Annotated in this window: 15 protein-coding genes, 3 tRNA genes and 1 pseudogene; 8 read left to right on the top strand and 11 right to left on the bottom strand. The window is 73.1% G+C overall.

Going from position 1 to position 18,280, the window contains the following annotated elements:
* From FOE67_RS02905 to FOE67_RS28815, 6 genes and pseudogenes are all read right to left on the bottom strand, one after another.
* Positions 1–508, bottom strand: a pseudogene (locus FOE67_RS02905) (hypothetical protein); the annotation flags it as partial.
* An 85-nt stretch (positions 509–593) separates the two neighbouring features.
* The gene (locus FOE67_RS02900) at positions 594–1,517 is read right to left on the bottom strand and encodes an ABC transporter permease (protein WP_323384103.1); all 924 of its coding nucleotides are present in this window, start codon (positions 1,515–1,517) and stop codon (positions 594–596) included.
* Positions 1,518–1,656: 139 nt separating this feature from the next.
* A complete protein-coding gene (locus FOE67_RS02895) occupies positions 1,657–2,640 on the bottom strand; it encodes an ABC transporter ATP-binding protein (RefSeq protein ID WP_182660155.1) in 984 nt (327 codons plus the stop codon).
* 234 nt (positions 2,641–2,874) lie between these two features.
* Positions 2,875–2,947: transfer RNA gene (locus FOE67_RS02890), tRNA-Gly, on the bottom strand.
* Between the two features lie 139 nt (positions 2,948–3,086).
* A tRNA-Gly gene (locus tag FOE67_RS02885) sits at positions 3,087–3,158 on the bottom strand.
* Between the two features lie 112 nt (positions 3,159–3,270).
* A complete protein-coding gene (locus FOE67_RS28815) occupies positions 3,271–3,588 on the bottom strand; it encodes a histone-like nucleoid-structuring protein Lsr2 (RefSeq protein ID WP_143620246.1) in 318 nt (105 codons plus the stop codon).
* 388 nt (positions 3,589–3,976) lie between these two features.
* Between FOE67_RS28815 and purS the strand changes: the two genes are divergently transcribed.
* From purS to purL, 3 genes are read left to right on the top strand one after another with little or no spacing between them, the layout of a single operon-like run.
* The gene (gene purS / locus FOE67_RS02875) at positions 3,977–4,264 is read left to right on the top strand and encodes a phosphoribosylformylglycinamidine synthase subunit PurS (RefSeq protein ID WP_182660154.1); all 288 of its coding nucleotides are present in this window, start codon (positions 3,977–3,979) and stop codon (positions 4,262–4,264) included.
* On the top strand, positions 4,261–4,941 hold the full coding sequence (purQ, locus tag FOE67_RS02870) for a phosphoribosylformylglycinamidine synthase subunit PurQ (RefSeq protein ID WP_182660153.1): 681 nt from the start codon (positions 4,261–4,263) through the stop codon (positions 4,939–4,941). Before purS ends, purQ begins: the two co-directional genes overlap by 4 nt.
* Positions 4,938–7,199 (top strand): phosphoribosylformylglycinamidine synthase subunit PurL, encoded by a 2,262-nt coding sequence (gene purL / locus FOE67_RS02865; RefSeq protein ID WP_182660152.1) that lies wholly within the window; start codon positions 4,938–4,940, stop codon positions 7,197–7,199. Before purQ ends, purL begins: the two co-directional genes overlap by 4 nt.
* Positions 7,200–7,307: 108 nt before the next feature.
* On the opposite strand, the gene FOE67_RS02860 is transcribed toward purL, so the two are convergent.
* Complete coding sequence (locus FOE67_RS02860; protein ID WP_182660151.1) at positions 7,308–7,826, bottom strand: PH domain-containing protein; 519 nt, start codon at positions 7,824–7,826, stop codon at positions 7,308–7,310.
* 246 nt (positions 7,827–8,072) lie between these two features.
* Here FOE67_RS02860 and FOE67_RS02855 point away from each other — a divergent pair, with 246 nt between their 5' ends.
* The 3 genes from FOE67_RS02855 to purM all read left to right on the top strand — a co-directional run bounded on the left by FOE67_RS02855 (position 8,073) and on the right by purM (position 11,941).
* Entirely contained in the window at positions 8,073–8,879 is an 807-nt protein-coding gene (locus FOE67_RS02855; RefSeq protein WP_182660150.1) for a maleylpyruvate isomerase family mycothiol-dependent enzyme, read from the top strand.
* 247 nt (positions 8,880–9,126) lie between these two features.
* Positions 9,127–10,728, top strand: coding sequence for an amidophosphoribosyltransferase (purF, locus tag FOE67_RS02850; RefSeq protein ID WP_182660149.1), 1,602 nt, complete (start codon positions 9,127–9,129; stop codon positions 10,726–10,728).
* 127 nt (positions 10,729–10,855) lie between these two features.
* Positions 10,856–11,941 carry a phosphoribosylformylglycinamidine cyclo-ligase gene (gene purM, locus FOE67_RS02845; RefSeq protein WP_182660148.1) on the top strand — a complete coding sequence of 362 codons (1,086 nt, stop codon included), beginning with the start codon at positions 10,856–10,858 and terminating at the stop codon, positions 11,939–11,941.
* 249 nt (positions 11,942–12,190) lie between these two features.
* On the opposite strand, the gene FOE67_RS02840 is transcribed toward purM, so the two are convergent.
* Both FOE67_RS02840 and FOE67_RS02835 read right to left on the bottom strand, forming a co-directional pair.
* Positions 12,191–12,445, bottom strand: coding sequence for a DUF3073 domain-containing protein (locus FOE67_RS02840; RefSeq protein ID WP_182660157.1), 255 nt, complete (start codon positions 12,443–12,445; stop codon positions 12,191–12,193).
* Between the two features lie 357 nt (positions 12,446–12,802).
* Positions 12,803–13,873: a Leu/Phe/Val dehydrogenase gene (locus FOE67_RS02835; protein WP_182660156.1), complete on the bottom strand. Its 1,071-nt coding sequence runs from the start codon at positions 13,871–13,873 to the stop codon at positions 12,803–12,805.
* Between the two features lie 444 nt (positions 13,874–14,317).
* Here FOE67_RS02835 and FOE67_RS02830 point away from each other — a divergent pair, with 444 nt between their 5' ends.
* The gene (locus FOE67_RS02830; RefSeq protein ID WP_182660147.1) at positions 14,318–15,148 is read left to right on the top strand and encodes a DUF8083 family protein; all 831 of its coding nucleotides are present in this window, start codon (positions 14,318–14,320) and stop codon (positions 15,146–15,148) included.
* Between the two features lie 727 nt (positions 15,149–15,875).
* The gene (gene bldC, locus FOE67_RS02825; RefSeq protein ID WP_143618509.1) at positions 15,876–16,082 is read left to right on the top strand and encodes a developmental transcriptional regulator BldC; all 207 of its coding nucleotides are present in this window, start codon (positions 15,876–15,878) and stop codon (positions 16,080–16,082) included.
* 884 nt (positions 16,083–16,966) lie between these two features.
* On the opposite strand, the gene FOE67_RS02820 is transcribed toward bldC, so the two are convergent.
* Both FOE67_RS02820 and FOE67_RS02815 read right to left on the bottom strand, forming a co-directional pair.
* A tRNA-Asp gene (locus FOE67_RS02820) sits at positions 16,967–17,041 on the bottom strand.
* 121 nt (positions 17,042–17,162) lie between these two features.
* Positions 17,163–18,280 (bottom strand): DUF3418 domain-containing protein (locus tag FOE67_RS02815; protein ID WP_182660146.1); only part of this gene is annotated, 1,118 nt, incomplete at its 5' end.

The following is an 18,280-nucleotide window of genomic DNA, read 5'->3' as shown; positions in this document are numbered from 1 at the left end:
CACCCACCCCGCCCGCCGAGGCGGCCAGGACCGCCGTACCCACCGCCGCCGCGCTCCAGGCCGAGCCGACGGCCACCGGACGGACCAGCAGGGCGGGCCCGGCGAAGAACATCGGGAACCACACCATCGCCGGTGCCGAGTTCGTCGGCAGCGCCCCGGTCCGCAGCAACCCCGCCCCCACCAGCAGACCGAGCAGGGTCAGGACGGCGAAGAGCGCGAAGAGGCGGTCCGGGCGGGGCCCGTGACCCAGGTAGTGGTTCAGCCCGTCGCGGCTCAGCATCAGGTTCACCGCGGCGTGCGCGCCGCCGACGACCAGCAGCAGCGCGGCCGGCAGGGGGTCGACCCCCGGTCCCATGCCCACCACCCACAGGAGGATCAGCCCGACCTCCATGACGGCGAAGAAGTAGATCGCCCAGCGGGTGTACTGGTGGAAGCGGACGCCTCCGCTGGAGCGGCGGAACCGGTGGACCGGGGCCAGCGGCTCCAGCGTCGGCCATCTGCGCGTCACGGGTGCGGCTCTCCTCGCGGGGCCCCGGGGGGCGGGGCGCTGTCGGGTACTGCGGTTCGGTGCCCCACCGGCCGGGGTCGGCCGGTCAGGCGCGGGGGTCCCAGCGGAACCACCGGCGTACAGCAAACACCGCCACACCGGTCCACACCAGCGCGATCGCCAGGGCGCGCAGCACGTCGGTGCCCTCGAGGGTGCCCAGCCAGCCGCCGCGCACCAGCTCGATGACGGGTGTCATCGGCAGGAAGCGGAAGATGTCGGCCATCGTGTCCGGCAGCGTCTCCAGCGGCACGATCAACCCCGAGGCGAAGGCGGAGACCATGAACAGCGGCAGCGCGGTGATCTGCGCGCTCTCCACGGTGCGGGTGAAGGCGGCGGTGACGGCGGCCAGCAGCACCATCAGCGCCGGGCCGAGCAGCAGCCCCAGGAGCAGGGTCACCGGCTGCTCGGGGAAGCCGATGTCCAGGGCGGCCGTGCCGATGCCCACCAGCAGCAGGCACTGGGCCAGGGCCAGCACGGCCGACGGGAGCGCGGCCCCGGCCAGGACCTCCCCGTCGGACAGCTCACCGGTGCGCAGCCGCTTGAGCACCCGCTCCTCGCGCCGGGCGACGTAGACGGAGATGACGTTGGAGTAGACGACGAACAGCAGGATCATGCCGATGCCGCCGGTGATCACGAGCGCCCCGACGCTCAGACCGACCTCGGCCAGGTCCATCTCCCGGCTCACCGAGTAGGTCGCGGCGGCCATGAAGAACGGCATGATCAGCGCCATCATCAGGGCCGTGCGGTTGCGCAGCAGCAGGGTCAGCTCGGCGCGGCCGATGGAGCCCATGCGGCGCAGCGCGGCGGGGTCGGGGAGGCCGAGCAGCCGACGGGCGGTGCGGGCGCCGGCCTTCGGCGGCGCGGGCGGCGGCGCGGGGGTGGTGTCGTGGCCGCCGGGTGCCGCGGGGCCGGTCGTGGCGGCGCGGGTGTCGGCGGTGCGGGTGTCGGTGGCGCGGGATGAGACGGTCACGGTGGTCGCCCCCTTCGTGGTGCGTGGTGCGTGGTGTCGGGTGGGTGCCGATGTCCCGGCGCGGTGCGCGCCGGGCGGGAGCCCCGGCCGCGGTGCCGGGCGGACGCCGGCGGGTGTGCGATGCGTCACCCGGGAGGGGTCAGGCGCCCGCCCCGACCGGTTCGGCGTGCGTCGCGCCCGCCTCCCCGGCCCCGGCGTCGCTCTCGGCGATCCGCAGGAACGCCTCCTCCAGGGAGGCGGAGCGGGCGTCCAGGCCGGTCAGCTCCACGTCCCGTTCGCGGGCCCACAGCAGCAGGTCGGTCAGGTCCCGCTGGAGGCTCCGGCTGCGCACCTCCACGGTGCGGGGGTCGGTGGGGTCGGGGACGACCTCGCCGATGCCGGCGGGCAGCTCCCCGGCGTCGAGTCCGGCGGGCAGGGTGAAGCGGATCCGGGAGGGCTGGGCGGCGCGGACCTCGTCCGGGGTGCCGGCCAGCACGATCCGTCCGGCCCGCATGATGGCCAGTCGGTCGGCCAGGGTCTCGGCCTCCTCCAGGTAGTGCGTGGTGAGCACCACGGTGGTGCCGCCCGCGCGCAGGGCGCGGACCAGCTCCCGGGTGCGCTGCCGTGCCTCGGGGTCCAGGCCGGTGGTCGGCTCGTCGAGGAAGAGGATCTCGGGGCGGCCGACCAGCGCCATGGCCAGGTCCAGTCGGCGGCGCTCGCCGCCGGAGAGCTGCTTGACGCGGACCTTCGCCCGGTGCTCCAGGCCGACCATCTCCAGGGCCTCGCCCACCGGCCGGGCGCCGGTGGTGCAGCCGGCCCACATCCGGGCGGTCTCGGTCACGGTGAGGTCGGAGGGGAAGCCGCCCTCCTGGAGCATGATGCCGATCCGCGGGCGGACCAGGGCGCGCTCGCGGTACGGGTCGTGCCCCAGCACGCGGATCCGTCCGTCGGTGGGGGCGGCCAGGCCCTCCAGCAGCTCCACGGTGGAGGTCTTGCCGGCGCCGTTGGTGCCCAGCAGGGCGAACACCTCCCCCCTGCGCACGGTGAAGTCCATGCCCCGGACGGCCTCGAAGCCGTCGGGGCCCGCCGGTCCGTAGCGCCGGCGCAGGCCGGTCACCTCGATCACGTTCTCCCGCTCGTTCATGTCCCCAGCCTCCCCGCGGGCGGGGGCCGGCGGCAGTGCCCGCTGTCATCGACCCGTATGACAAATGTCAGGCCGAGCGGGGGCGGAACAGCCGGCCGGGCGCGGGGACGGTCATCGGAATCGCCCGGATGTGATCACCGGGAACGGGGCGTACCGGAAAACCGTGCCGGTTCGCGCGGGCGCACAACGCGACGGGCCCGATTTCCCCGGAGGGAAATCGGGCCCGTTCACCGGAGCGGACGACCGGGTTCGAACCGGCGACCTCAACCTTGGCAAGGTTGCGCTCTACCAGCTGAGCTACGTCCGCGAAGCGTCGAAGGAGGAGAGTGGACCATCGGCCCGATCCCGATGTTCGGTGGGAAAGAGGGGGTCAACCCCTTCCTCCGACTTTTCGACCGATCCACCCGGCCTCCCCGCGAGGAGGAGGACACGGTCGGTATCGACGGAGCGGGTGACAGGAATCGCACACTGCGCCTCCCCTTTGGAAAAGGGGCGCTCTACTACTGAGCTACACCCGCGCGACCGGTGGGGTTTCGCCGTTTCCGGCTTCGCCCCTCGGCGTGCTCCAGACTCTAGCCGATCACCCGGGGTGCCTGGCAAGTCGGCTCCCCCGGGTGGTCAACCGGCGCCTCAGTGGGCCGCGTTGAAGGCGTCGTAGACCTTCTTGGGGATCCGACCGCGGGCGGGGACCTCCATGCCGTTGGACTCGGCCCAGGCGCGCACCGTCTTGGGGTCGGGGGCGACCGGCAGGTGACGGTAGGACTTTCCGGACTTGGTCTGCTTGCGTCCGGACTCCACGAAGGGGGCCAGGGCATCGCGCAGCCTGCGAGCGTTCTCCGTGTTCAGGTCGATCTCGTAGGACTTGCCGTCGAGTCCGAAGGTGACCGTTTCTGCGGCCTCCCCGCCGTCGAGGTCGTCGGAGAGCGTGACCACTACCTGCTGAGCCACGATTTATCGGTCCTTTCGGAATGATCGTCCCCCGGTTCGCCGGAACGGTCTCCGGGGGTTCCCGATCAGATGGATGGATAGGCTGCCGACCGGGATGAACACGTCGTCCTCCGTCGTGTTCGCCGTTCCCGGGGGACCGCCCCGCAATCGCGACGCCGACCCGATGTTTTCGGTCCCGACGCGCCTCCCGGGCGGTGCCATACCTTCCTTTTATCATTATCCGGCGCGTTTTTCTTCCCCGATACCCCACCGTGACCCGGGAGTACGGGACGGGAGTTCCCGGAAGTGTGGTCGGAAGCCGGCGGTGTCCGATATCTACCCGTGTAGATTTCGATGCCCGGTACGCTGAGGCGTGCAGCGTCAAGCACTTACCTCACCGGGAGTACCAGTGGCTCGCGTCGTCATCGACGTCATGCTCAAGCCGGAGATCCTCGACCCCCAGGGCCAGGCGGTGCAGCGCGCGCTGCCCCGTCTCGGCTTCGACGGCGTCGCCGATGTCCGGCAGGGCAAGCGCTTCGAACTCGAACTCGAAGGCCCCGCCGACGAGGCCGCCCTCGCCCGTGTGCGCGAGATGGCCGAGACCTTCCTCGCCAACACCGTCATCGAGGACTTCACCGTGCGTGTCGAGGAGTCCACGGCCCCCGCCGACACCGCCGGAACCGGGGGCACCCGATGACCGCCCGGATCGGCGTCGTCACCTTCCCCGGCTCCCTCGACGACCGGGACGCCGCCCGCGCCGTCCGCCTCGCCGGCGCCGAGCCCGTCGCCCTGTGGCACCGCGACACCGACCTGCGGGACGTGGACGCGGTCATCCTCCCCGGCGGCTTCTCCTACGGCGACTACCTGCGCTGCGGCGCCATCGCCCGCTTCTCCCCGGTGATGGGCACCGTCATCGAGCGGGCCCGGGCCGGCCTGCCCGTCCTCGGCATCTGCAACGGCTTCCAGGTGCTGTGCGAGGCGCACCTGCTGCCCGGCGCCCTGACCCGCAACGACCACCTGCACTTCATCTGCCGCGACCAGCGCCTGCGGGTGGAGAACGCCGACACCGCCTGGACCCGCGACTACACCGCCGGCCAGGAGATCACCATCCCGCTGAAGAACGGCGAGGGCGGCTACGTCGCCGACGAGCACACCCTCGACGAGCTGGAGGGCGAGGGCCGGGTCGTCTTCCGCTACCTGGACCTCAACCCCAACGGCTCCCGTCGCGACATCGCCGGGATCACCAACGCGGCCGGCAACGTCGTCGGCCTCATGCCCCACCCCGAGCACGCCGTCGAGGACCTGACCGGATCCGGCACCGACGGACTCGGCTTCTTCACCTCGGCCGTCAAGAATCTGGTTGGCATCGCATGAGCCCCCTCACCCCCCTGGACACCGTCGAGCACGCCGCCAAGTCCCCGGACTCGCCCCAGCCCTGGGCCGAACTCGGCCTCAAGGAGGACGAGTACGAGCGCATCCGGGAGATCCTCGGCCGCCGGCCCACCGGCGCCGAGCTGGCCATGTACTCGGTCATGTGGTCCGAGCACTGCTCCTACAAGTCCAGCAAGGTCCACCTGCGGCAGTTCGGCGAGAAGGCCCCCGAGACCGACGCCCTGCTGGTGGGCATCGGCGAGAACGCCGGCGTCGTGGACATCGGCCAGGGCTACGCCGTCACCTTCAAGGTGGAGTCCCACAACCACCCCTCGTACATCGAGCCCCACCAGGGCGCGGCCACCGGCATCGGCGGCATCGTCCGGGACATCCTCGCGATGGGCGCCCGACCGGTCGCCGTGATGGACCCGCTGCGCTTCGGCGCCGCCGACCACCCCGACACCCGCCGCGTCCTGCCCGGCGTGGTCGCGGGCATCGGCGGCTACGGCAACTGCCTGGGCCTGCCCAACATCGGCGGCGAGGTCGTCTTCGACGACTGCTACCAGGGCAACCCGCTGGTCAACGCCCTGTGCGTGGGCGTGATGAAGCACGAGGACATCCACCTCGCCAAGGCGTCGGGCACCGGCAACAAGGTCATCCTCTACGGCGCCCGCACCGGCGGCGACGGCATCGGCGGCGTCTCCGTGCTCGCCTCCGAGACCTTCGACGCCGAGGGCCCCGCCAAGCGGCCCGCCGTCCAGGTCGGCGACCCCTTCCAGGAGAAGCTCCTCATCGAGTGCACCCTGGAGATCTTCGCCGAGGACCTCGTCACCGGCATCCAGGACCTCGGCGGCGCCGGCCTGTCCTGCGCCACCTCCGAGCTGGCCTCCGCCGGCTCCGGCGGCATGCGCGTGGAGCTGGACACCGTTCCGCTGCGCGACTCCTCGCTCTCCCCCGAGGAGATCCTCATGAGCGAGTCGCAGGAGCGCATGTGCGCGATCGTGGAGCCGGGGAAGGTCGAGCGCTTCCTGGAGATCTGCGAGAAGTGGGACGTGATCGCCACCGTCATCGGTGAGGTCACCGACGGCGACCGGCTGGAGATCTTCTGGCACGGCGAGCGGATCGTGGACGTGCCGCCGCGCACCGTCGCCCACGAGGGCCCGGTCTACCACCGGCCGATCGCCCGCCCGCAGTGGCAGGACGCCCTGATCGCCGACGACCCGGCCGCGCTGGCCCGGCCGGCCAACGGCGAGGAGCTGCGCGAGCAGGTGCTGCGCCTGGTCTCCTCGCCCAACCAGGCGTCCAAGGCGTGGATCACCGACCAGTACGACCGGTACGTGCTGGGCAACACCGTCCTCGCCCAGCCGGAGGACTCCGGGATGATCCGCGTCGACGAGGAGACCAACCTCGGCGTCGCGGTCGCCACCGACGGCAACGGCCGCTACGCCAAGCTCGATCCCTACACGGGGGCGCAGCTGGCGCTGGCCGAGTCCTACCGCAACGTCGCCGCCGCCGGGGCCCGCCCGCTGGCCGTCACCGACTGCCTCAACTTCGGTTCTCCCGAGGACCCGGGCGTCATGTGGCAGTTCGCCGAGGCCTGTCGCGGCCTCGCCGACGCCTGCCGACAGCTCGGCACCCCGGTGACCGGCGGCAACGTCTCCCTCTACAACCAGACCGGCGAGACCGCCATCCACCCCACCCCGGTGGTCGGCGTCCTCGGCGTCATCGACGACGTCACCCGCCGCACCCCGATCGCCTTCCGGGAGGAGGGGCAGCTGCTCTACCTGCTCGGCGAGACCGCCGAGGAGTTCGGCGGCTCCGCCTGGGCGCAGGTGATCCACGACCACCTCGGCGGTGTGCCGCCGAGGGTGGACCTGGAGCGGGAGCGGCTGCTCGCCGACATCCTGATCAACGCCTCCCGGGACGGCATGATCGACGCCGCGCACGACCTCTCGGACGGCGGGCTGATCCAGGCCGTCGTCGAGTCCTGCCTGCGCGGCGGACGCGGCGCCCGCCTGGTGGTGCCCGAGGGCCTGGACGCCTTCACCTTCCTGTTCTCCGAGTCGGCGGGACGGGCCGTGGTGGCCGTGCCGCGCTCGGAGGAGGTCCGCTTCAACGACATGTGCGGCGCCCGGGGCCTGCCCGTCACCCGTGTCGGTGTCGTGGACGGCGACACCATCGAGGTGCAGGGGGCCTTCACGCTGCCGCTGGCCGAGGTGCGCGCCGCGCACGAGCGGACCCTGCCGGAGCTGTTCGGCTGACCGGCCGGGCCCCGGGGCTCCCACCGGCCCCGAACGCGCGTCGGCGGCCCACCCCCGGGCGGGGGTGGGCCGCCGACGCGCGCGGACCGGAGGGGACGACCGCCCGGGTCAGACCCGGGTGCCGTCGGACTCGCCGGCGGAGAGCCGGTCGAGCTGGTGGTAGATCTTGGACTTGAACAGCTCCGGGTCGGGGACGTGCCGCAGCACCATCTTCCCCTGCTCGGAGGCGGACTGGACGTTCAGCGTCCCGTACCGCATGATCCGCTCCCACAGGTTGACGCTGTAGGAGACGTCGTTGACCCGGGAGAGCGGGATGCTGCGCCCGGCCTTGGTGATGAACCCCATCCGCTTGTGCAGGCGCTTGGTGGTCAACACGTAGACGGTGGAGCGCCACTGGAGCATGGGGATCAACCAGACCCAGCAGGCGGCGACCGCGCCGGCGCCGATGACCACCCACATGGCGGTGTCGTACCACTGCTCCTCCGAGGGGAGGAACCACAGCACGGCCCCGGTGACGGCGGCCACCACGCACAGCATCAGGAATTCGCTGACCAGCGTGGTCCAGTGCTGGCGCGTCCAGTAGAGCAACTCCTCGTCCTCGCCGAGGTAGCGGTCCGCGATAGGCATGGGCGCATCCTGGCACATCGACGCCGGTCGGGGGAGTGCGGTCGGCGCTCCGTCGCCGTACTGTTCCCGGGCCGTACCGAGCCGTGTCCCCGCGGGTCGGTCCGTGCCCTCCCCTGCCGCTCCGGGCCGCCGACCCCCGGGGCTCCGGAGCCCGGTGTCACGGAGGTGCCGGGTGCGTCGGCCCGGGGCCCCGGATACCGGTGTGGACGGGGCGATAACCACCGCGTCAGGCCGTAAGCTCCAGACATGTCCACAGTCCGTCGCAAGCCTCGTACCCACCGGCCCGACCGGGTCCGGGACGCCCTGCTGGCCCAGGTGGAATTCCTGCGCCTGGCGGTGGACGGGCTCACGCCGGGACAGTTCGACCGGGAGACCGGACTGCCCGGCTGGGAGGTCCGACACCTCGTCGCCCACCTCGTGCGTCAGATCGACTCCCTGCCCCGGCTGTTGGCCGAGCCCGCGCCCCCCGGCAACCGCCCGGCCTGCGACGTGTCGGGCTGGGTGCTGTCCACCGGGTCCCGGGCGAAGCGGCTGGACGAGGAGGCCCGTCGCGACGCCGCCGCCATCGGGGACCTCGCGGCGGCCCTGCGCGGGGCGGCGGAGGAACTGGAGTCGGTGATCGAGACCGGCATCCGCGAGGACGTGCTGCTGCCGGTGCCCTTCGGCTCGATGCGGGCCCTGGACTTCACCGTGACCCGGCTGGTGGAGACCGTGGTGCACGCCGACGACCTCACCCGGGCACTGGGCTCGCCCGTGCGGTTGGACCGGATGGCGCTGGCCACGACGGTGCGGGTGCTGGCCGACGCGGTGGCGGACAGGGCCCCCGGGTCCTCCACCGAGGTGCGGATCCCACCCTTCGCCGTGGTGCAGTGCCTCGCCGGCCCCCGGCACACCCGGGGGACCCCGCCGAACGTCGTGGAGACCGACCCGATCACCTGGATGCGGCTGGCGTCCGGCCGGGTGGCCTGGCGGCTCGCGGTGGCCACCGGACGGTTGAAGGCGAGCGGTGAACGGGCGGGCTCCCTCGCCGACCACCTTCCCGTCCTGGGCTGACCCGGTCCCTCCCGCGGGACCTCCCGTCCGGGGCCCGCCGGTGCCGCGCCCCCGCGTCCGGGTCCGAAACCGGGCGCACGCCGACCCGTGCCCGCCTCCCGGCGCGCGAAGGGGGCGCACGAGGGCGGGGAAACGGTGATTCCGGTCTCATTCCCCGCGCTGCGTCGCAGGTGGGAGAGGGGGCCCGACGGTCGGGGCGGTCCGCGGGGATTCGGTACCGTCGCCCGGCCGGCCTAGACTCGAAGGCGTGCCAGGTGATGGACGACTCAGTCACGACCTCAACCCCGGCGAGAAGGGCCCGCGGGACGCCTGTGGCGTCTTCGGCGTCTGGGCCCCCGGCGAGGAGGTCGCCAAGCTCAGCTACTTCGGGTTGTACGCCCTGCAACACCGCGGCCAGGAGTCCGCGGGCATCGCCGTGAGCGACGGCTCCAAGATCCTCGTCTTCAAGGACATGGGACTGGTCTCCCAGGTCTTCGACGAGACCTCCCTCGGCTCGCTGCGGGGCCACATCGCGGTGGGGCACACCCGGTACTCCACCACCGGCTCCCCGACCTGGGAGAACGCCCAGCCCACCTTCCGGGCGACCGGCCACGGCTCGATCGCCCTGGGCCACAACGGCAATCTGGTCAACACCGCCGACCTCGCCGCCATGGTCGAGGAGCTCCCCGGCGCGGCCAAGGGCTCCCGCAACCGGGTCACCGTCACCAACGACACCGACCTGGTGACCACCCTGCTCGCCGGGCAGATCGCCCCCGACGGCACCCCGCTGACCGTCGAGCAGGCCGCCCCCGAGGTCCTGGGGAAGGCGCGCGGCGCCTTCAGCTTCGTCTTCATGGACGAGACCACCCTCTACGCCGCCCGCGACCCGCAGGGCTTCCGCCCGCTGGTCCTCGGCCGGCTGGAGCGCGGCTGGGTCGTCGCCTCCGAGACCGCCGCCCTGGACATCGTCGGCGCCTCCCGGGTCCGCGAGGTCGAGCCGGGCGAGTTGATCGCCATCGACGAGAACGGCCTGCGCAGCTCCCGATTCGCGGAAGCGAAGCCCAGTGGCTGCGTCTTCGAGTACGTGTACCTGGCCCGCCCCGACACCGACATCGCGGGCCGCAACGTCCATCTCTCCCGGGTGGAGATGGGCCGCCGGCTCGCCGCCGAGGCCCCCGCCGACGCCGACCTGGTGATCGCCACCCCCGAGTCCGGGACCCCCGCCGCCATCGGTTACGCCGAGGCCAGCGGCATCCCCTACGGCTCCGGCCTGGTGAAGAACTCCTACGTCGGCCGCACCTTCATCCAGCCCAGCCAGACCATCCGTCAGCTCGGCATCCGTCTCAAGCTCAACCCGCTGCGCGAGGTCATCCGCGGCAAGCGCCTGGTCGTCGTGGACGACTCGATCGTGCGCGGCAACACCCAGCGCGCCCTGGTGCGGATGCTCCGCGAGGCCGGGGCCGCCGAGGTGCACGTGCGGATCAGCTCCCCGCCCATCAAGTGGCCCTGCTTCTTCGGCATCGACTTCGCCACCCGGGCCGAGCTGATCGCCAACGGCCTGGGCGTCGAGGAGATCGGGGCCTCCCTGGGGGCCGACTCCCTGGCCTACATCTCGATCGACGGGATGATCGAGTCCACCACCATCGCCAAGCCCAACCTCTGCCGGGCCTGCTTCGACGGCGAGTACCCCGTCGAGCTGCCCGACCCGGAGCGGCTGGGCAAGAACCTGCTGGAAACGGCCTCGCCGAACGCCGGCGGGAGTCCGGGCCCCGGCACGGACCCGGTCGCCGACGGTCCGCTGACCGACCCCGACGGGGTGCGCTCGGCGACCGCCGGGGTGGGTGCCGGGGACGCGCTGCGCCGCCCGTGACGCCCGGCCGTCCGGCGTCCCGCCCCAGGGCGCCCGACGCCCCGGGCGCCGGACCCTCCGGCATCCGGCGCACCGGCCGGCGAACCACCCGGCGAACCACATCCAGCGAAGAGGTCGAAGAGACACCGTGAAGGACAGTTCCCCCACCCCCGAGGCCGCCTCCTACGCCGCCGCGGGCGTCGACATCGAGGCCGGCGACACCGCCGTCGAGCTGATGAAGAAGTGGGTGGCCCGCGCCCAGCGCCCGGAGAGCGTCGGTGGCCTCGGCGGCTTCGCCGGCCTCTTCGACGCCTCCGCGCTGCGCGACTACCGTCGCCCCCTGCTCGCCTCCGCCACGGACGGTGTCGGCACCAAGGTCGCGATCGCCCAGCGCATGGACGTGCACGACACCATCGGCCGGGACCTGGTCGCGATGGTCGTCGACGACCTCGTGGTGTGCGGGGCCGAGCCGCTCTTCATGACCGACTACGTCTGCGTGGGCAAGGTCGTGCCCGAGCGGGTCGCGGCCATCGTCAAGGGCATCGCCGAGGGCTGCGCCCTGGCGGGCTGCGCCCTGGTCGGCGGCGAGACCGCCGAGCACCCCGGGCTGCTGGGCCCGGAGGAGTACGACGTGGCGGGCGCCGCCACCGGTGTCGTCGAGGCCGACGAACTGCTGGGCGCCGAGCGGGTGCGGGCCGGCGACGTGCTCATCGGCATGGCCTCCTCCGGTCTGCACTCCAACGGCTACTCGCTGGTGCGGCACGTGCTGCTGGAGCGCGCCGGTTGGGAGCTGGACCGGGACGTGCCCGAGCTGGGGCGCACCCTGGGGGAGGAGCTGCTGGAGCCCACCCGGATCTACGCCCTGGACTGCCTGGACCTCATCCGCACCCCCGACGCCGGGGTGCGGGCGCTGTCCCACATCACGGGCGGCGGCCTGGCCGCCAACCTGGCCCGGGTGATCCCGGACGGCCTGCGCGCCGAGCCGGACCGCGCGACCTGGACCCCCGCGCCGATCTTCTCCCTGGTCGGGGCGGAGGGCCGGATGGAGCGGGCGGAACTGGAGCGGACCCTGAACATGGGCGTCGGCATGGTCGCGGTGGTGGCACCGGGGTCGGTGGACACCGCGCTGTCGGCGCTGGCCGCGCGCGGGGTGGGGGCCTGGACCCTGGGACGCGTGGTGGAGGCCGGGGACGGCGACTCCGGGGCCCGACTGATCGGCGATCATCCCGCGTGATCCGCCCGACCCCCGCGGGTTCCCCGGCCCGGGCCCTCCGACCGGGTTCCGGGGGCCCCGCCGCGGCGGGGGGAGCCGGACAGCACGATAACCGGTCCGGCTGGGGCCGGACCGGCGGTCGTGCCGTGCGGGAGGTGATGGAGCACCGGCGGGGAACGGTGGAGCGACGGGACGTCACCGAATGTGACGCATGTCGCGACCGGGTCGCCGGGGGACGGTTCCGGTGCCGGGGCGCCGGGCGCGTCGGGATCAGCGGCGGCGCTGTCCCGACGGCGGGTTGTCCTCGTCCGCCTCGTCGTCGTCGGTCTCGTTGTACATCTGCGCGTAGCGCGCGTACGGGTCGTTCTCCAACTCGTCGTCCTCGAAGCGGTCGCCGTTCGGCGACCCGCTCGGAGTGGAAGCACCCAGCTCTTCGGCAAGTCGTGACAGATCGGTCCCACCGCTGTTGTACTTCAGCTGGCGGGCGACCTTCGTCTGCTTGGCCTTGGCCCGGCCGCGCCCCATTGGCTCGACCCCCTCAACGTAGGGGCTCACCGGCCCCGGAGTTGTCGACATGCGTTCATGACACGGAGTGGGTCCGGTAGAGCCCGACCCACCGGACTTCAACGGTACCCGCTTCCCGGAGCCTACGGTACGCCGTCCACGGGACACGCGACGCCGACATCCGTCCCCGGCGGGGATTCCCCGCTGGTCAGATGCGATTTTACCGTCTTTCCGGATGGAATCGGGACGGGCGACGTGACATGTCTTACGCGAGCGCGGTCCCGGGCCGGTCGGCGCCGGCGGCGCGGGCGGGCGTGTCGGCGGTCGGGCGACCGGCCGGAGGAGGTGCCCCCGGTCCGGCCGGCCGCCCGGTGCGGGTCAGCGCCCCGCGGCCATCCGCTGCTCGGCGATCCGGTCGGCGGCGGTCACCGGCGGCACGTCCTCGCGCTCGGCCAGCCGGAAGATCTCCAGCGTCGTGTCGTGGATCCGGGCCGCTTGCTTCTTCGCACGTGCGAAGTCGAAACCGCGGAGTTCGTCGGCCACCTGGATCACCCCGCCGGAGTTCACCACGTAGTCCGGGGCGTACAGCACGCCGCGGGCGGCGAGGTCCTTGCCGATGCCCGGGTGGGCCAGCTGGTTGTTGGCCGCGCCGCACACCACCGAGGCGGTCAGCGCGGGCACGGTCGCGTCGTTCAGGGCCCCGCCCAGCGCGCACGGCGCGTACACGTCCAGGTTCGGGATGCGGATCAGCTCGTCCGCGTCGGCCACCGCGACGACGTCCGGGTGCGCGGCGCGGACCCGCTCGACGGCCTCCGGACGCACGTCGGTGACGAACACCTCCGCCCCGGCCTCCACCAGGTGGTCGACCAGCAGGTGTCCGACCTTGCCGACGCCCGCGACCGCCACCCGGCGCCCGGCCGGGTCGGCGGTGCCCCAGCGGTACTCGGAGGCGGCCCGCATGCCCTGGAACACACCGAAGGCGGTGAGCACCGAGGAGTCGCCGGCGCCGCCGTTCTCCGGGGACCGACCGGTGGTCCACCGGCAGGTCCGCGCGACGACGTCCATGTCCTGCACGTAGGTGCCCACGTCGCAGGCGGTCACGTACCGGCCGCCCAGGGAGTCCACGAAGCGGCCGTAGGCCAGCAGCAGTTCCTCGCTCTTGTCCTGCGCCGGGTCCCCGATGATCACGGCCTTGCCGCCGCCGTGGGCGAGGCCGGCCAGGGCGTTCTTGTAGCTCATCCCGCGCGCCAGGTTCAGGGCGTCGTGCAGCGCGGCGGCCTCCGGGCGGGCCTCGCCGGGGTAGGCGTGGAAACGGGTGCCGCCCAGGGCCGGGCCCAGGGCGGTGGAGTGGATCGCGATGACGGCCCGCAGGCCGCTGTCCCGGTCCTGGCAGAGCACGACCTGCTCGTGCCCGCCCTCGGTCTCGGAGCGGAAGAGGATGTCGAGCACATCGACATCCCCGGAGTGGGGGAGGTCGCCCCTGCCGGTGGTGACCGGGCTCCGGGGGGTGCCGCCGGGGGACTCGGGGGTCTGCGCGCCGACGACGCTGTCGGCGGGACGTACATCAGCCACGGTGGTGACTCCTGTAGGTCGGGAGAGATGCCCTCCTGCGGGTGGGGAGGGCCGGTTGTCACGACTGTACGGCGCGTCCTCCCGCCGGGAGGCCACAACTTTGTCACAGCCCCCGGATCGCCGCCCGCACCGCCCGCCCCGGGCCGGTTCCGACCGGGACCCGACTCCCGACCCGGCCGATTCGCGCACTGGCCGGGAGGGGCGGGAGCCGCGATCATGGGGGCACCCGCGCCGTCCGGCGGGCGCGGGGCGCGACGGGACCCCGGACCGGCGTGCGGCGCCGGGCGCGCCCCGTGGCCGGAGCGGTGAGGAGGGTGCGTGGTGTCGAAGGTGCCGTACGCGGCCTACCTGAGGGTGTACGAGCCCCTGACGGCCTTCCCCGAGCCGGAGCGCGCGTACTGGACGGCCTACGCCAAGCGGGACCGCCTGCCCGACGAGCAGGACGAGATCCGGCTCGCCCTCGCCGGGACGGTGGCCGTGCCACCGCGCGCGGCACCGGAGCGGGAGAGCGCCGACGCGTTCGTGACCACCCTCAACGGCGTGCTGTGCGTGTGCCCCTGGCGCACCCGGCTGCGCTCCTGGCTGGCCCTGTCCGAGGTGGACGGATGGATGATGCCGCCCTCGGTGCTGGACGCCGCGCTGCCGCCGGCGGCCCGGCGGCGGGCGGCGGCGGCCCGGGACCGGTGGCGCGAGCGGCACCCCGGGGCCCGCCCGTGGATCCGGTCGGCGCTGTGGCACGTGCCGGTGCGGTGGTTCGTCCTCTTCTCCGACGAGGAGCGGAAGTTGACGCCCGCCTCGCCGGGCCGGGCGCCCCGCCTGCGGTACCGCACGCCGATGGTGCAGGCCCGGCGCCGGGTGGCGCGGGCCCTGCGCACGGTGCGCGGGGAGTTGCCGGACGGGCCGCTGGAGGACGCGCTGGTGGACGTGGGCCGCTGGCTGGAGGAGTTCCACCCGCGTTCGTTGGTCGAACTGGACTACGGCGGATTGGTGCATACGATATCCGCGGAACGGTTGGCCGAGGATCACTCGGCGGCCGATGTGAACTCGGCGCTGGCCGCTCTGGCGGCCGGGGAACTCGAGCGCGCGGACGCCCTGTACGAGGAGTTGACCGGACGCTGGCTCGAGATCCGTGAGCGGCAGTTCGCCAACTGAGCGTTCACCGACCGCCGATCGGTTGTCCGCACCGGCCCGTTCCCGGGCGGTCGGTGCGCGGGTCATCGGTGCCGGGGGCCGTCCCCGGGTGGTGCGGCGAGGGTGCCGATGGGCCCGGGTCCGGAGTCCCGGCCCCTCCGGGAGGTCGTGAAACGTCGTTTTCCGGACATTGTTGGCGATGTCCTCGGCAGGGAGGCGGGTGCGGTGCCCCGGGGGACTTCGGCCCACCCGGGGGGGTCCAAGGCCCCGGGGGGTGGAGCCCTTGGAGTGTCATCACCGGGACGAAAGCCACAAGTTGGCCCCAAGGGTGACGGATGGCACGGAAGGTATCGAGGGGGTCTCTTGCCTTCAAGTGCCTTCCTCGTGTCAAAATAGGACAAGGAGCCCCGGTGGGCTCCTTCTGTCCGCCGATGGGCGGATGGATCCGTATGGCACTCCTTGGCGGGATTCGTGGGACCTTGGTGTCGCATGACGGATGGTCACCCGTGGGTAACTGTCCGCTATGGGATGGTCCATCCGGCATCCGCCGAGGTTGGACCCCTCGGAGCGCAATTCCATCGGTTTGGTCGAGCAGGCTGGACGGATGGTGTAGTTGTAGTGCCGAGGACAAGCCGTTCGTCCTATAACCGACTCGACCCGCCTCACCTGATTTCGGGCAACGCGGGTCAAGGTGCAGAATTCAAGAGGAAAGAACCGTATTGGTTCGGTTCTCTCAAGGAGGCCGCTCATGACCGCTCGCACCCCTGATGCCGAGCCGCTGCTGACCCCGGCGGAGGTTGCCACCATGTTCCGCGTGGACCCCAAGACGGTCACACGCTGGGCGAAGGCGGGCAAGCTGACGTCGATCCGCACGCTCGGCGGGCACCGCCGCTATCGCGAGACGGAGGTGCGCGCGCTCCTCGCGGGCATTCCGCAGCAGCGCGGCGAGGCCTGAGCATCCCGCGCCACGCCCCGGCACCGACCGGGCGGCGGGGCCCCCACCCCGCACCAGCGCGAACCCCATCGCGCCGGACTCCGCCGAGTCCGGCGCGATTTTCGTGCGCCCGCGCACCCGGCGGCGCACCCGGCGGCGGTCCGGCGCGATGGGGGCCACCACTCCGCCCCGGCCCCCGGCACCCCCTCGGATTTTCCCGCCGGTTTCCCGGGTTCGCCGGTTTTCCCGGGAAAGGTGTGGCGGTCGGGAAATGGGGCAGGCGCCCACCCGCGGGAGAGGAATCCGGGCCGTTTCCGGGGCCGCGCGAGCGGCGGGGCGGCGCCGGGGAGGTGCCGCTTCCCGGGCCGGTGCAATGGCACATATGAAATGTGAGCCCTCCCGGGGCCGGGGATACGGACCCATCCGTCCGGGAAGTTCCGTGACTCCCGTCACATCGGCGTGCTCTTGCGATCCCCGATGATCTTGATGTAGTGGATGGGCCCGTTCCGCGTGGGCCCTTCACGATCGGGCGGGGTCCGACGGGCCGTCACCGGGCCCATACCCGGCAGGGTACTCCTCATGCCGGCCGGCGGAACCGGATCCTCCGGATTCGGTTCCGCTTCCCTTCGCCCGGCCTCCCCATCGCTTCCGCCCCCGCTCCGGGGACCCCGGGCCGGGGGGCGGGGAGACGCTCCGGAAGGCGCCGGCATCCGGGCCGCTCCGGCGCACGCCCCCGGCGGAACCCCTCCCCGGATCACGCCGCCCGGCGTCCGGGCGCGCGGGCCTTCGGGTCGGTGTCCGGGTATCCGGGCCCGTGGGTATCCGGGGGGCGTGGGTATCGGGGGGGCGTGGGTATCGGGGCACACGAAAACGGCGGACCATCCTCGGATGATCCGCCGTCGACGCGGTCCTGACGGGATTTGAACCCGCGGCCTCCACCTTGACAGGGTGGCGAGCACTCCAAACTGCTCCACAGGACCTCGCTCGAGACGAGACTCTACCCCGGGCGCGACACCCGGAGCCAATTCACCGAAAGCGACCGGAGCGGCACGCGCGGTCCCCGTTCGGGAGGGGGCCGGCCCATCGGCCGACCCGCCTCCCTCACGGCGTCGCCGCCTCCACCGCCTTGAGGATCCGCTTGTCCGACACCGGCCGGGCCGTCCCCAGGGCGTGCGCGAAGTAGCTGACCCGCAGCTCCTCGATCATCCACCGGATCTCCCGCACCGCCTCCGGCACCGGCCGCCCCTCCGGGAACCGCGCCCGCAGCCGCGCGTACTCCGCCAGCATCTCCCGCACCTTGGCCATCCGCGCCCGATCGCGCTCCGCCTGGTGCGGCATCTGCTGCAACCGTCGGTCCACCGCCGTCAGATACCGCATCAGGTCCGGCAACCGCCGCACCCCGTGCCGCGTGACGAACCCCGCCGGCGTCAACCACGCCAGCTGCTCGCGGACATCGGCCACCGCCGGCGCCAGCACCGGACTGCGCACCCCCGCCAGCCGCCGCTCGCACGCCTGCAACGCCGTCAACACCTCGCGCACCTGTCCCACCACACGCAGCGTCAGGTCCGTGATGTCCGCCCGCACCGAGTCGAACAGTTTCGTGAACCCCGCCTCGTCCCGGGGCGGCCCGCCGTGCGCCGCGATCAGGCGGTCCGCCGCCGCCGAGACGCAGTCCGCCAGCAGCGCCTGCACGTCCCCGTGCGGGGAGGAGGCCAGGGCCAGCTTCGCCGTGTTGTCCAGCTTCCGGGTCACGAACCGCGCCGGATCCGAGGGCAGTCGCAGCAGCACCAGCCGCCGCGTCCCGGCCCACATCGCCTCCGCGGCCTCCGCCTCCGTGTCGTACAGCCGCACGCCCACCGAGGCGCCCTCGTCGGCCAGCGCCGGATACGCCCGCACCGGCTGCCCGCCGCGCCGCGTCTCCACGAGCGTCGGCAGCTCCCCGACGCTCCACGAGGTCAACCCGGTGCGCCGCTCGATCGTCGGCCCCGCGGCGGCGCCGGCGTCGTCCCCGGAGCCCGGTGCCCCGGCGGCTTTCCCGCCGCGCCCCCCGCGACCCGGGCCGGTGACCGGGGTGTCCTCGAACGCGCGGTCGACCGCGGCCCGGGCACGGTCCCGCAGCCGGTCCCGCAGCGACTCCAGGTCCTTGTCCTCGGCGATCCCCCGCCCGGCGTCCCGACCGGTCGATCCGGTCCGGCCCCGGCCGGGCCCCCGGCCCCCCC

Source organism: Streptomyces calidiresistens, assembly GCF_014141525.1.
Taxonomy (GTDB): domain Bacteria; phylum Actinomycetota; class Actinomycetes; order Streptomycetales; family Streptomycetaceae; genus Streptomyces; species Streptomyces calidiresistens.
Note: the sequence above shows the minus strand (reverse complement) of the source record. Positions and strands in the feature narration are given on the sequence as shown.